Source organism: Anaeromicrobium sp. (assembly GCF_025210435.1).
In the GTDB taxonomy this organism is placed as follows: domain Bacteria; phylum Bacillota; class Clostridia; order Peptostreptococcales; family Thermotaleaceae; genus Anaeromicrobium.
In genome coordinates this window covers 1-16,312 of the sequence record NZ_JAOART010000007.1, presented here as the reverse complement: position 1 = coordinate 16,312, position 16,312 = coordinate 1, and the positions used below count along the sequence as shown (strand labels likewise).

The window sequence follows — 16,312 nt, the reverse complement described above, 5'->3', positions numbered from 1 at the left end:
TGCTACTCCAACATGACACATGAACCTATATACGAAGATTCACACTTTCGCTTGTGACAAGGACTTGGGTGGAAAAGATTTTCAATATATTTTCCTGAAATAGGCCCGCATAAAGCAAGTTTATACACCAGAAATCTATATCTCTATTATAAACAGCCTCATAAACCATTGTCATTTTTGCACATGTAATTTATAACTTAATTAATCAATAGCAACTTAATATGAAAAGATATTAATATGTAAGAGTTTTTCGGTAAATGAATAAAAACTTACAAAATCTTTTTTTGATTCTGCAAGTTAAGTTTACAACTTTATTAAACAACTACAACTTTTGAGGTTATTTAATAAAGTCGTAAACTGTTAGTCTTATGAAACCTTGATTATTATTTATCAGGAACTCTACTTTGTTTAATATAGTTGTAAACTGGGATAGTGATTTTCAGAACATATTAATTCATTTTGTTTAATAAAGTCGTAAACTACACTTGCATAAAACTCTCAACTATTACATTATGTCCACATACTTCACTACTACGTATCGCATCTTTTACCATATAAAACAGAAAGACTCCCTATCTTTTTAGGAAGTCTTAATCCATTTGTAAACTACCTTGTTTCTAACTACAATAACTACTGATACTATATATTAGGTATAAAAAAGATCATTCAATAATGTTTAGTCGTTGAACTTCATATTATATTAATAATGGAAATTTAAGTATTATTATTTTCCACAACATTTTTTGTATTTTTTTCCACTGCCACATGGGCATTTTTCATTTCGCCCAAATTTAATTTTGTTTTTCCCTTTTACGGGTTCCTCATATACTTTTAGTTTGCAATTAGCTGCTGATAGATTGCTTACGATATCCTTATTTCCCTTGGGCATTTGCTTAGGATTTAAAATACTGAAATCTATATCTATTAACTCAGAATACTTGTTATAGAATAGATTTAATCCAATTGCAATAGAATCATTATTTTTTAACATAGATGATAATATATAATTATTATAAAATTCCAATGGTACATTTTCAATAGCAGAATTATGACAAATTAAATAGCAACTACACATACCTATTGTAAATTTATATAAAATGGGCTCTTTCATCTGAAGAAATTTATTAATATTTTTTCCGAATTTTAATCTCATCTGAAACTCCATATCTAAAAGGGTTCTGCCAACAAAACAACTCCCACTAAGACTTGTGTTATCCAAAATTTTTATAATTTCTAACAAACGAGCAGGTACTTCTTGCGTAGGTTTTTTGATAATATCATTTTCTTCAAAGACTAGTTGATTATAATAATTATCAATATCTTCCCTATATCCAAGCCAGCGAAACCTTTTATCATTGCCTTGCTTTTCAGCAACAAGTGAATATGTATTGTGCTTTAAATACATCCCTAAGTGATCAAATTCATCATTTAGGGAAATATTTCTTGCCAAAGTAGCTTTTTTTCTTTCTTTGAGAAAATGAAGAAATTGTATAGCTGAATCAAAAAAATGAGAATACATAAACAAATCGTTAATTGATATAAACACTGTATCGCTTTTAATCTCTAAAAAATTCACCTTCTCAGCTCGAGCTGCAAACTCATCAATTTCATCTACCATTATACAAATTTTTGTTACTTCTCTAAAATCAGATAGTGATAATGATGCCTTAACATTATGGTTCTCATCAAATATTTTTACTGATTCTTCACACTTTAAATAATCTAAAAATCGTTCTGATTGTGATGATGGTGCTTCTAATAAAAGCTTTTGGGCCTTGAAGTGTCCCTCCATGTCTGTCAAAGCTGATTTATAAATATAAGACCCTGCTTTAACTTCTACTATTATTAAATTATCGTCATAGATTATAATTGCATCATTTTCACACCATTGTTTCTTACTTCCTACTTTTTTATAATAATTTTCTAGATGATACTGGCAACCATTTAATAATTTACACAACAAACTTATCGGGAAAGATTCAGAAGTTGATTTTTGCACTTTATTCCACTGTTCAACATAATCAGGTTGTTTAGATACAATAGCTTTCTGTACAACCCTATAAAAATTATCAAAAACATTATCATAGTCAAAACAATAGTACTTGCCTTCAATGCATATAAATGGTTTTTTTATTATAGGCATGTCTTCTGATAACCAACCAGGATATTGAGAATCTTCAAAAAAACTCTTACATTCACCTACATTCCACGATAGCTCTTTAAGCAAAGTTTCTGGCCAATTTGTTATGATGCTTAGATCAAATAAATCATAATCTTTTGATTCCCCAACTACACTCCCTATTAATCTATCTATATCTGGGTATTTATCAATAATTTCATACTCATCTAATTTATTTTCACTCATTTCACGTAAAATATTATGAAGTTGTAATCCTTTTCGTGGTAATTCTAGCAAAATGGACTGCTGTATGTTTTTTAACCCATTAATAATATCTCGTGCATTTATTCCAAACTTTCTATATATTAACTCATCATGCGGAGATAACATATTATCCAGGTAAGGAATATCAAAAAATGAGTATCTTTTGCCCCTGCAGTACCATTTTATACAAGTATAGAAAATGTCATCATAAGATTTATTACCAAAGATTTCTTTTGTTCTTCTTAATTTTTCGGAATAAAAACTATAATATAAAAAACTATTTTCGTATAATTCCACAATTTTATTAATAATAATTTCTCTATAACTTTTAAATTCATTATTATCAATTGATGGTGTAATGTATGTTGAAGCAATTACACTTTGAACATATTCTAATGCTCTAGATTTGAATTCATTTTCAGTTGACATTTGATACTCTGATGTTACATTCAACATTGAAAACCGTCTTTTAAATTTACAGTAATCAAGTAGCTGCAACGGTGGACATTTAGATATCAACTCCCTAATTTCAAGAATTAGATTGTTTATCTTTAATTTCAACTTCATTTCACTCGATAATACTGTGTTTGTAATATCTAATCCGTTACATGTACCTTCTTCTGTTATAATTTTCTTTATTTTGTTTGACATCCTTTGGTATTTATCAACAAATAACTGATCAGACATTATATTTCTAACTTCATTCTGACTATGCTTACTCATGTGTTTGCACCTCTCATTCGTATCTTCTATATTGATAACGCAACTTCATGTTTAAAACATTCTTTTTTCTTTCTCTAACTATAAAATATATTTTCTATCAAAATTTGCAATTTCATAGAATTCTGTGTTAATAATTTTACAGTAACCCAATAGCATATTTACTACAAATTGTAAAAAACTTAAAATAGTTAACGCCTTATAATTAAATATCTATAATCTGTTTTAAGTTAAATATTTTTGTGTATTTTATATCTCTTCAAACTTACTACTTTTCAATCCATCCTTAAAATCTAATCTATTCTTCTTTATTTTTTGCAAATTGATCAATAATACTATTGTTAAATCTCATACCTGATTCCCCTCTATTCAACTATTTTTTAATTTTGAATATTTTTTCTAACTTTTATTATTGAACTTTTATATTAATTGTATGAAAAATTAGAGCAATCATAAAATAAATATGTCCCTGTCAAGTAAACAATAATAAAAAATTACTAAGCACTAGCTCTGTAATTTACTAGGCTAGTTTTTAATTTTAGTTAGATTCTTTCATGATTATAATGATATATGTAATTATTAACATTTAGTTTTCGTTCATCAACGTTAGATTGATTATGAAATTTATAAAAGTTATCCTTAAAGTGACCAAATAAACTTTCTATACATGAATTATTATAGCAGTTTCCTACTCTTGACATGGAGATACCATCTTTGTTATTAAGGAATTTTGTGTACATTTTAGATGTAAATTTTGCTCCTTGATTTACATGTATGATTGTTTTATTTCCTTGTTTATTCAGTATTTTTAGTGCCTTATAAACTAACTTATTACCATTTCTATTGGATACGTTATATGAAATTATTTCATTGTTGAATAAATGCATAATAGCAAATAAATAATATTTCTGACCATCTATACTTTTAATTGAGTTACATCGCACACTAGTTTCTCTAGTTTAACTATTCTAATCTTAAAATCCTTTGGATACTTTTTAAATTTTAGTCCTTTTTTAGCCATAAGAAAAAACCTTATAGTTTTCAGTATAATATAGTCTTTTTTACACTATCCACTATAAGGAGCTATTATCAAACTTCTTGTTTAATGTTTTGATTATACATTATTTGTTAACATTATATGGGAAATGACATATTGGTCAGATATTAATATATATGAATCTAATGCTTTCTTCAAATCATTGACTCAAATCTACTAATTAATAGTCCTTTCAAACCATAAAAGAAAATCTAATAACCCATAGACTACAGCTTGTACAGTGTATTTAGTTGGTGTGTATTTAGGATTTAAATATGGATTGTGCGAACCATTGTCGCTTGCCACTCTATAAATCGATTCAGAAAAAACTTCTATTACTCCATCGTAGTAAGTTGTAGTTGTCGGTTTGTAATTATTTTCCCTTGTTTTGTTCCCCATAAGATGCCTATGAATAGTATGAAATTTTATATCTTTATTAGGTTTAAGACAATCATCTGGTATAATATTCCTATTGATTTTATTTATAGTTTGCAAAACATCTTCTTGAATTCTCCTAACTGCAGATAAGTTCTTTTTAATTTGTGATAATTCTTTATTTTCCATATTCATTAGTAAATCTAATAAATCATTTTCTGTATCTTCTGATAGATATTGTTTATCAAATAATTTAAAAACATCTCTATATTTATGCCTTATTTTAATACTATCAATTTTTTCACCATTATTTTTTATACATTCAAACAACGCACTTATATCTTGTGTAGTTTTCCTATAAACTTTTTCATTGGAAAACCATTTACTAACAAAGTCATATCTTGCAGAGTCTGCCGTTAAGATTACTCTAGGAATATGTGAATAATTTTGGTCTAGATGCCCTAATGCAAGAGTAAGAAAGTCCTCACTTTCAATTTCTTGATCAGGTGTTTTTAAACATTTGATATCTAAAATTATGGTTGCGAGTTTATCCTTGATTTTAGGTAAACATTCAACCATATCTTTGTAATTTGTTCTAGTAGCTACTAATATATTGTGATGTTGTGCTTCATTTTTAAATCCTTCTGAAAAATCTGTTCTATCATCTACTAACAAGACTTTATACTCTTTGTCCATTAGTTATCCCCCTCTTTATTTAATGTTATTTCTAACTTCATACCAATGTTAGTTTTAATTATCTTAAATTCACCTCTATGAGCTTTAATAACTTTGTTGATATAGGCTCCCCCTAATCCATGACCCTCACTTTTTTGAGATTTTTTTCCCATCTTTATGTATTGTTCTTTAGTTATGTTGAAAGCTTTTCCATTATTGCTATAATAAATAATTACTTTGTCTTGTTTTTCTATAACTTTAAATTCAACTTTATTTTTTTTCTTTCTGTTCTGAAAACTAAAAGCATGCATTTCCGCATTTCTTAGCAACTGCATAATTAACTCCTTGATTGAAGGTTTATGCGCTATTATTGATATGTCCGGACAATCTACTTCTATCTCGTATTTTCCAGTATAATCCTTTGCTTTTTCTTCTCTAATTTCTCTAAATATACTTATTAGATTTACGGATTCAAAGTCACCATCATTCAAGTTTAATTGTACAGTTTTTTTAGTTTCGCTTATAATACTTTCGAAAGTCGTAATGACTTTCTCTATCCTTTGTATTACTTCTTCAACTTTTTCTGCATTATGATTTTCTTGCATTTCAAGAGCAATATCACCAAAATCATCTAAAACTTCTACAGTTTGATAACGATCACATAAATGTTCCATTAATTCTTTCTCTGTTAAGAATCTTTTTATTACATTAATATCAAACTGCATTCGAGAAATGTACGGAAGAGTGTTATGTGCAAGTATACTTATAACAGTTTCTTCAGCATCAGCAACTGAATCTTCAATCTTCAATGCTTTAATACTCTCCTCGTAACGCATTTTTTCATTTTGTATTAATAGTAACTTCTGCTCTTTAACATATTCCTTTTGTAGATCTATGCTAGGAACGGAAATAACAATATCTAAAAGCTCAGATTTTGTAATTCTAGGAATAATTCCTGTTTTTAATGCTTCTAATTGTTGTATAACTCTTGGACTATATAACTGATAATACAAATATTCAAAATCTATTACGTCTTCTTTAGGCACTAAAGCTATAACATTTTTGTCTAGAACTACATCTAATAATTCTAAGCACTCATTATTAATTATAGTAGGTTTCAAATTATCTCCAATTAAAGCAACTATAATTGCTTTTGAATCTATAATGTCATATGGCTTATCTATAATTTTAGTTTCTAAATTATTAATATCAAAAAACTGTTCTGTTATATCCTTATTTAAGTTTTTAGTTTTTATATAGTTAACCTCTATTGTGTGAAATTTATTTGCATGAATTCCCATTATTGGATGACTATATACAACATCTTTAATTCTGCCACTTTTCCCTCCTTTTAACATAATTTTATTTTCTTTAAATATTGGACTATATTTTTTATAGTTTAAATCGTATTTTTTCTCTCTAATCTCATTTAAATCTACAATAGTAGAATATCCTTCTATTTCTATATAATCTTTATAAACATCTACTGCTTTTTTAATATAATTTTCATCAAATTTTTTAATTTTTACAGTTGTATCGATAAACATTATTTTACCGACTCTATAAAATGGCTTGTTTTTATTTACTACTACAATAGCCATTTCACATCTACTATTTTTATACGTCTCCCTAGGTAAACTTATAATGCTTTCTATAATATCATCTTCAACAATTGCTTTTCTTATCTTTTTTTCACTTCCCTTGGAGTACAAAGATTTCATTGGTAAAACAATTACTGCTTTCCCTTCTTCATTAAGGCTCGCAATTATATGTTGTATAAATCCATACTGTAAGGTATTTTGGGATGGGACACCATATGTAAAACGGTTAAACTCGTTACGTATAATTGTTTCATAATGGCTATGATTTCTAGTAGCAACTGGAATTTCTGATATAACTTTATCAAATTTTTTCATTTCACTCATTGAGATGTTCTGAGGTTCTAAAATTGTATCTCCTAAATAAATTTCTATATCATCAATACCATTCATAATCAAATTCATTCTACACAACGAAAATATCTCACTACGTATTTCCTGACCAGACCAGCGTTGTAGCATTTTGTAAGAATCAATGTGCATTTCAGAGGCCCTTCTAAGATAATGCACTATTCTTGTATAGAAACTGCCGATCCCCATAAATGGATCATATACACTTTCTCCTAATTTTACGTCTAGAATCTCAACAGTTAATCTAGTAATATCGTCATTAGTAATATAGTCATCTTTTCTTCTAGAAAAAAATTTTTTAATGAGCTTTTCATATGCTACACCCATATTCTCAATACTAATACTTTCCATTGACATATCTATACGGTCTAGATATAGAATTATGGGTATTAAGCTAGTTATATTATGAAAATGTTTAAAATTTACTTCTTTAAAAATTCCATTTAAATTATCATACTCTATATCAAATTGCTTGAAAGTAGTATACAGTTCATATTTTAATTCATCTTCATATTTATAATGAGTATGTGCAGCTATGTTTCTGATTCCCTTCCAATTAACATTGTATTTTTCAAACTTAATCTCATCTACCCGTATGTCGTGAATTCTTTTAAGAAAAATTAAAGTTAAGACATAAAAACTTAAATCACTATCATATACATTAATCTCAGAGTCAATCATCTTATAGATATAGTCAAAGTGATTTTCAAGTTCATTGAGGTTTATATTTCTATTTTCATTTATCATTTAATCAACTCCTTAGTAGATGGTTACTTTTGTAAAAATTTAACTTCTCGTATCATTATTTTTAGTAATTCAAACATTAATATCTAATATATTATTAATTTTACATCATTACCCAGTATAACGTATATGGTATTATATTGTCTAAAACACTTAAATCTTTCTGATTAATTCTATCGACACTAAACTTTTTTTAGTATTAACATTTTTATACAAATTCTTGACTATCCAAATATTGTTCTTTGGTTTATATCATAATATTTTCTATAATTTTATTTTTTCATGAATGCATTTATCACCATAGGTGAATTTAATCTTTTGTTTTTGCTTTATGAGATTAATATTTTCTTGAAATTATTAGAAATTACTGTATCTAGATTTTCTATCTCCAAAATATTTCCTACTATATGATAAACCTCTTTGAGCATAACAGGTTTATATCTTTTACCTTGTACTTTTGTATAAGGACCATCGCTTTCAATAAGAATTTTATCTTTTGGTATATTTATCAGATAGGAATGTATTTTATTTTCACTCATCATATTACTATTAAGAGAAAAATAACAACCCAAATTAATTAATTCTTGTAAATGCTTCTTACTTCCATCAAACCAATGAATAATACACTTAGCTGGCCTATATTGTCGCAATATATCAATTAACATTTCTTCTGATTTTCTTGAGTGCACAGAAATAAGTTTATTATGCTTCGTACCCATCTTAACAATCTCACTAAACACATTTATTTGTAATTGCTTGTTTTTTTCATATTTTTTAGAAAAATCTAACCCAACTTCTCCTATATAATTACTTTGTCCTATACAATATTTAAATTCCTTAATTATAGAACTATTATGTATTTCACAAGGATGAGCACCCAAAGCAAATTTAACATATTTAGTCTCAGGGTACATATTTTTACAAGATAAAAATATCCCTGGACTATTCGTCATACATAAGGTGTATTGCTCTAATTTATTTATAGTCTGAAATAACATTTCATGATTTCTATAATGGTCTAAGTGAAAATGTGTGTCTATTAATCTACTCATAACTACCAATCCCTACATATTGTTGTATTTCTTCATTTTCAGATATCATCTCGGCTATATCTTTCATTGTTTTCTTATAAACAATAAGAAACTTATCTATCTCTTCGATTGTAAGTGGTCCAGTACACTTAATCAATCTTTTTAGTTCATTCTCATCCAAATTATTATATCTGTATAAAGAATTAATAACTGCTATTGCATCATTCATTTTAACTTTATGTGATGCATTGTTTGTAAGAAATTCTAATGACAAACTATCTTCAATACTATATATCTCATCCACGTTTAATCCTATCAAAGAACTTTTGCGTATTAAACACGGGTAACAATAACCACAGTTTCTTGGATATGTTTTATCACCTTCTCTATTCCATCTTGGTAGACATGGATGTGAACATGATATAGTTAACCCTACCCCTCTTTTAAACACATTATTGTCTTCTACAAGATTAACAATCTCACGTTTTGTTTTATATGCAAAAAAATTACTAATATAATTTTTAATCCCAACACTTTTTAAAATTTCATTATACTTTTTTATAAAAAAAGGATGAGTTGTTCTAGTGCTGCATGTTCCTTTTCTGCTATTGGTTAGTGGTATGTTCAATCCTATGAAACCATTTTCGGGTATATATACAGGGATACTATCTCCTATAATTCCTGCTATAGAAACACCTATACACAAAAATAATAATGACCTACCTCTTGATGTATTTTCACTTCCCTTTAGTTTTTTACCATTTCTATATGGTGCTCTAGAATTCGCTGTAAATCCAATAAATTCTATATTTTGATTTGGATAAGCTTCTTGCATACTATTTTTTAATTTTTCTTGTTTTTCAGCCAATTTAGGATATTCATTATGTCCAACAAAGCAAACTGACTCTCCTTCACTTAATACTTTTATTGCACCGCAAAAAGAATCTAGCCCGCCCGAAAATAAGCTTACCGCCGTGCACTTACTTATATCTAATTTATTCCGTGTTCTTTTTGAATATTTTCCGTATATTTTATTTGTTTTTCTAAAATTGACATCCCATATATCACCGGTTAGAAAAGACAAAGTTTCGTTCCATAATTTAGTTGTGCCACTCCATTTTTCGTAATTTAAAACTGGTATTGATATTCTAAACTCTCTTGTCCATTTATCATCAGTAAACCATCTACTCACTCTCTTATCTACCGCAAATACGCTTAATGCTATTATACTTAAATCTTCATATATTGATGATATGGGATTAATCGATAGTCTACGCCATACATCTTTAATACTTGAAAATATTGTTGCTTTTTTTTCGTGATCAATAGAAAAAACAAATGCCTCTTTAAAGTCATCACTTGGTTCTTCTTCGTTACACTTGTTAACCCAAATATCCATCTCATCACTCCTCATATAAATCTTCAAAAACAGAAAAAGCGTCTTCACATATTTCTCTTATATATTGTTGACCTGCTAAGTTTTCAAAATCTATTTCATTCATTTTTTCAATTTTTAGTTCTTCGTAAATATTACCTCGCAAATAGCCCTTTATTTCTTTTAGTATCACTTGAGTCTCTTTTGGACTCTTAGTCTTGCTTATTCTTTCGTAGAATCTAAATTCAAAATTTAATCCAGCAAATTCAGCAAGTATTTCTCTTAAAAACTTTTCTTCATTAATGCTTCCCAAATCTTCTAAGTCATTAATTTGCAAGTTTTTCATAGTCAATGATAATGCATCTAATGCAAGAGCATCTTCTTTTGTGGCCCCATTGTTAGTGTAATACAATAATAGTTCATTGAAAATTTCATCGTTTGACTTGTCAATTAGATCACTTCTCCCGATGTTCTCTAGCGCATATGGTATACCATTACTCTTAATATTTCTAGCTAAACCTATAATATTTGATACCGCTTTGGGCATTCTACTCTTCGAAAATCCATCTGATTTCATCGCTGTAGCATATTTACTTGCTACTTTCGCGACATTACTACTATTTGGTTCTTTGATCAAACTAGTTACAGCGCGTTTAGCTTTGGACCATTCAATTTTTGTTGGTGCGATATACCCCTTTGATGTTCCCAATATACTCCCCCCTACATTTGTCAATTAGCAATTATTTTCTTATATATACTTTCTTTTAAATTTTTACTCTTCATCTCATCTAAAATTGGTTTCACACAACCATTTGATATTATAAGCATTTTTTTTAGATACGGAACGCATGGAAGACCAAGTTTAATTTTAGGCATTACTTTAATTTCTTGCATAATCTTCCCTCTATAACCTTTTGCTGATTCAAAAATATGACGAATCACATACCACTCTAATTCACCATCTTTAATTTTAGGCAACAATGTAGTAATAACTTCGTCTAAAACGCCTGGTTCAATTTCTCTTAGTTCAATCATAATATTTTCTATTGTTGCTTCAGACGCTAAACCAATCTTTTCAAGAATATTTTTTGCTCTCTCTGATAACCCATTTATGGATATATTGTTTTTTAATTCTTCTCTAGATAAATAAAAATATTTATCTAAATTAATCTTGTACAACTCTTTAGGTTCTACTTCCATCCAATTAATCACCCTTGGAACCGCCCATTGGCTTAATTGATCTGCTACCTTACTTGGATTTTTTTTAATTTGCATATATATATCTTTTAATTTTTTGTTTTCTATATCAAATTCTTTATTCCACTCGTTAAGTTCTTTAAATAAGTCTCGGTTTATTTTTTGTAATGCTAGCATTTTAGCCAATACTTGAACATCTACACCATCTTTAAAATACATATCTGCTAAATTTCTCTTTGTCATAAATGTATTCAAAAACCTTTTAGCTTGGCGTGGATTCCCTTTTAATGTAGCTGAAACAATTGCTTTAATATTAGTAATCACTTCCGAATTTTTTAAGTATTGCTCATTGTCTAGTTCACTTTTAAATGTTAGGCCTAAACTATCAATAAAATCATTTATTTCATTTAAACTTATACAACTCTCACGAACGACAATTTCTTCTTCAAACAATTTTTTAATCAGTTTTACAAAGTCATCTTCTTTAAGATATAGTTGAGCTATTAATAATAATAGATAATTCTCAATGTCTTTACTAGATAATTCCGGAATATGTATAGGCAATTGAATAATCTTTTCAATGTACTCTTTTGATATTTCTACCGAAGAACCATCTATTGGTGGAAATTTTCGTTTTATTGCATATTGAATTACCGTCTCATCCGCTGCTATTATAAATGTTGTTCTCTTTACTGATAAAAACAGTTTTATTGCTTCAAGAGTATCTATAATTCTATCTGGATTACATCTATCTAAATCATCAACTAAAACTATTACATTATCTATTTTTGAAGCTTCTAAAGCACATTCAAATTCATCTCTAAATTTCCTAATATTTTCTACTGTTGTTTCATTGGGATCTTTTACATAGTTATCCTTAAATTCTTTAACTGAATTAGTCGCTCCACTAATTAATTCGCCTACCTTTTTTCCGTCTATATCAGATGGAAGACTTAATAATAAAGGAATAGGATTACCTGATACTATGCTTGCTGCAAGTGGTGCACCTTTTGATATGATATCTGTTCCTAACTTAAAATAATCAATCCTTCTTAATAAGGCACCCAACTTATCTTTGATTCCACTAAATTTTGATTCATTTGCACGTAATTGATTTAATAAAGCTTCCATTAATGCTACTTTAGCATCTTCATATCCCTCAAACATCCATGCATTTAATTGTATACATGCAATGTTATTTTTCTCTTCATCTAACTCTGTCTTAATCAATTCGAGTAAAGTTGATTTTCCTGCACCCCAAAGACCAAATAGACCTATCGTTAATGGATTGTATTGCTTTGTTTTTACAATTTGATCTATTAATTTTGCATATGGACCATAAAATAGTATATCAATGTCCGAAGCATTATCTAACCACATAAATATCCCCCTTGCAAATTACCTCATTTAAGTTCCTATTAAGGTACTTTATCACTATGTACAAATCTATTTTACCATATTCTTACTTTAAATTACATATTTTGCATAACTACCATAAAAGATATTTTTGATAATAATTAAATCGTGTATAACATAAAGTTTTACTTATAAAAAAAGAATAGATTTTTAAGCATTTCATCTATTCTCTAATAATTTGATTTATTAAGTTTTTGACACTTGCAAACTTTACTTGTGAAATTCCAGCTCTTTTAACCAACTTACTCTTCAATATTTTTTCTCCATCTTTTTTCATTTCTTCGTTTGCTATTTTAATTTTACGTAATTGATGTTTTTCACTTGTTTCTACTACACTTTCTATAAAAGCTTTAGTTTTAGGCATTTTATCAATTGAATTTATTACACTCTGTATGTAATTCAAATCTAGATTCCTTAATAAATAATTCTTTGTAATTTTTTTGTATCCAGCACTACTATAAATGCTAGTATAATTCATTTTAAGTTCCATTATTACTTCTTCATCTCTTTCTTTCCACTTCTCACTCCAGATATTAAAGGTAATTAAACTTTTATATTTATAGTTAGTATTAGGAATGTTGGCAAAGAACCATTCTCTATCGTTCCTATATAACCATTTATATTCTAAAGGCAAATTATTTCTTATCTTATTTTTATTAACATCCATATTTAATCTTATGTAGTCTGATACCTTTTCTCTATAAATTTTCTTCTTCACTTTTAATATTTCACTTCTAGTTCTATATCCCACTTCAACGTGATTATCTAACCATTTTTTATCGTTTTTATGTAACCATGTATATGCATTAGTTATCCCCTCTACTATTTCACTTCTTGTATGTTCTGGATTTTCACTTATATATTCTAAAAAGATTGACCTTCTCTTTTTACATTCATCTTCAAAGCTTTTAATATATTTAGCCCTACTTATAGGCATATTAGATTCAAACCATGACCTATCATAGGTTTTACATTTTTCATATTCATTTCTATACGCGCTTTTAATTTTACTTCTGGACGTATTGGGGTTATCTCTCATATAGTCTAACAGTGTTTTTTTCCACCTTTTTAGTGAATCATCATTATATTCATCCAATGCACTGCTAGGAATATTTTCATCGAACCATTCTCTAGCATTTTTTTTTATGTATTTATATTCAACCCCCAATGTTTTTATTAATTCACTCCTATTAATCTCTTGATTTTGTGCAATAAAACTTTTTAGTTTTTCCTTGTATAATATAATGCGCTCTTTCTCGTAATTCTCTTTGTTATTTACATAGATAATATCATTTGTACTATCAAAAAAATGATCGATTTTTTCCACAAGAATATTAATTAACAATATATGTCTAATCGGATCTATTACATATTTAGGTTTATGGGATAAATTCATTAGCCATTCGCCATGTCCCCCTCTTCCTAAACTACACTCTAGTTTATCAAGTATTTCATTCCCATATATTTTTTCCATTCTACTATATAGATTTTTCCGAATCGTATTTCCATTAGAATCCAGCATATTATTTTTCTCTAGTAAAAACATGTATCTTCTATACACTTTATCTATATTGAAATTCTTAACATTTTCTATAATAAATTCAACTATCTCTGCTAATTTTAATAACTTGACATCCGTTTTTTTATTAAGGTCAATTTCAAATATATTAAGATTCTTGTAGCTATATGAAATCAAATCTATCTCATTTAAGTTTTTTATTTCTTCGTTATATTCATTAAGAAAACATAAATGCTTTGTGCAAACATGTACTCCTTTTACTTGATGATTTCTAATAAAATAAGCAACACCATAATTTGTATAATGTTCCTTTACACATATAGGACAATATCTTAGTATTGATATCCGGCTACAATTACTACTAGTCACTCCTATTAAATTTATTATAGATCCATTTCCATTCAAATAAATATCTTTTATTTTTTTTTGACTTTCAATAGATATAAAAGGTTCATATATGGGATATAAAGTATTGTTCTTAAGAATGTCCTCACATCTCAGATCAAATTTGGCTGCAATATTTTCTATAAAAAATCTAGTCCCTGTAGGTATATATAATGATATGTTTTTGCGTTCTCTATCAAATAAGTCTTTACAAGTGTGCGCATTCACATTATTACCAGAAAGTTTATGACATCTTAAAACCCAACTATAAAATAACTCATCATTATGATATTCTCCTATTACAGGAACTTTCATTAACAACACCTACTCTTTTAAAAACTACAATTTACATCTTTATATAATGAGAGATATTGAATATAATCTGAAATTTTATTCAATATATGCTTTTTTTATTTTACCTTCCATCTTTAATCTTTCATATCCTGACAATTCCATAGTATCTAGTTTATTTTTTTTATTCTTCTTTTTGGAACTTACGTTTGTTTCTTGATTATAATCACTCGTTTTAATTTTTTCTAATATCATTTTCTTCAAAAACGAAAGGTCCTTTTCATATCCCTGCTCTTTTAAAATCTTTTTAACGATCTTCTGGGCTTTTTTTTCACATACACCTATATCTAACATGCTAAAGATTAATTCATTCTCCATTTCTTGTTGTCTACACTTAATCTCTTTACTTCTATTTTCGTATATCATCTTAATTTTTTCTTTATTTCTAAATTCGTCTTCATAGCTTTCTCTAATAACATCATAATCAACACAATATAAATCTTCATATTTGCAAATTTTTTGTGGATCTCCACTTCTAAGAGCAGCAATCATTGGACTTGTTAGTTTCATATGCTCATTTGCAACTTTTCTTATTAGTTGAACTGTTATTTTTTCTTTTTTAGATAATATAGCTTCTAACTGGGTAGCCATGAAGAGTTTTACAACTCTATCCGTTATCCCCATAGTTTCTTCATACATAACTTTTATAAGTTCATCATTGAGCTCTACAAAATTATGTAACCATTGATATTTCCAAATTTCGCTTAAAAAATATCTAAAATACGTGTCTTTCTCCATTCTATTCCAATATATTTCTCCCATACCTGATGTTCTTCTAGCTTGTCTAAAATCACTACTCAATACCTGCTCTATAGCTTTATATGTTCCACAATATATTATAGGAACATGCATTCTATTTTCTAAATTAACGAAGAAATTTAACACATCTTCTCCTCGACTCTTAGAACTTGCTAAATTCTGAATCTCATCTATAACTAAAACACCCAATGCATGCAGCTGAGTAATATGAGTCATATGTGACAGCATATCATCTTCACTATTTCTAGATTTTCCGTCTGACCTACGGACAGTGAAAAGGAATTACTATCCAAGGTTTAAATTACCATTAAAAAAGTGTAGAAAAAAGTCATAGTCATCCTTTAAAATATAAGTTCGGCAAAACTTATATGGAAGGAGCTTGACTATGACAAATAATC

9 protein-coding genes and 1 pseudogene are annotated in these 16,312 nt (G+C 27.8%); all 10 read right to left on the bottom strand.

The window, feature by feature from the left end; genetic code table 11:
- Nucleotides 1–724 precede the first annotated feature (724 nt).
- Nucleotides 725–3,106 carry an SEC-C metal-binding domain-containing protein gene (locus tag N4A57_RS00870; protein ID WP_293655442.1) on the bottom strand — a complete coding sequence of 794 codons (2,382 nt, stop codon included), beginning with the start codon at nt 3,104–3,106 and terminating at the stop codon, nt 725–727.
- A gap of 539 nt (nt 3,107–3,645) precedes the next feature.
- Complete coding sequence (locus N4A57_RS00865) at nt 3,646–4,047, bottom strand: DDE-type integrase/transposase/recombinase (protein ID WP_330671413.1); 402 nt, start codon at nt 4,045–4,047, stop codon at nt 3,646–3,648.
- A 269-nt stretch (nt 4,048–4,316) separates the two neighbouring features.
- Nucleotides 4,317–5,210: a hypothetical protein gene (locus tag N4A57_RS00860; RefSeq protein WP_293655439.1), complete on the bottom strand. Its 894-nt coding sequence runs from the start codon at nt 5,208–5,210 to the stop codon at nt 4,317–4,319.
- On the bottom strand, nt 5,210–7,885 hold the full coding sequence (locus N4A57_RS00855) for an N-6 DNA methylase (protein WP_293655437.1): 2,676 nt from the start codon (nt 7,883–7,885) through the stop codon (nt 5,210–5,212). Before N4A57_RS00855 ends, N4A57_RS00860 begins: the two co-directional genes overlap by 1 nt.
- A 326-nt stretch (nt 7,886–8,211) precedes the next feature.
- Complete coding sequence (locus N4A57_RS00850) at nt 8,212–8,934, bottom strand: TatD family hydrolase (RefSeq protein ID WP_293655436.1); 723 nt, start codon at nt 8,932–8,934, stop codon at nt 8,212–8,214.
- On the bottom strand, nt 8,927–10,312 hold the full coding sequence (qatC, locus tag N4A57_RS00845) for a Qat anti-phage system QueC-like protein QatC (RefSeq protein ID WP_293655434.1): 1,386 nt from the start codon (nt 10,310–10,312) through the stop codon (nt 8,927–8,929). The genes N4A57_RS00850 and qatC overlap by 8 nt, the downstream gene beginning before the upstream one ends.
- A gap of 4 nt (nt 10,313–10,316) precedes the next feature.
- Nucleotides 10,317–10,997, bottom strand: a complete 681-nt coding sequence (locus N4A57_RS00840) for a hypothetical protein (RefSeq protein ID WP_293655433.1) — start codon at nt 10,995–10,997, stop codon at nt 10,317–10,319.
- A gap of 20 nt (nt 10,998–11,017) precedes the next feature.
- Complete coding sequence (locus N4A57_RS00835; protein ID WP_293655432.1) at nt 11,018–12,865, bottom strand: KAP family P-loop NTPase fold protein; 1,848 nt, start codon at nt 12,863–12,865, stop codon at nt 11,018–11,020.
- Between the two features lie 199 nt (nt 12,866–13,064).
- Nucleotides 13,065–15,119 (bottom strand): TnsD family Tn7-like transposition protein, encoded by a 2,055-nt coding sequence (locus N4A57_RS00830; protein ID WP_293655430.1) that lies wholly within the window; start codon nt 15,117–15,119, stop codon nt 13,065–13,067.
- Nucleotides 15,120–15,194: 75 nt separating this feature from the next.
- Nucleotides 15,195–16,157: pseudogene (locus N4A57_RS00825) on the bottom strand (ATP-binding protein); the annotation flags it as partial.
- Nucleotides 16,158–16,312: the final 155 nt, after the last annotated feature.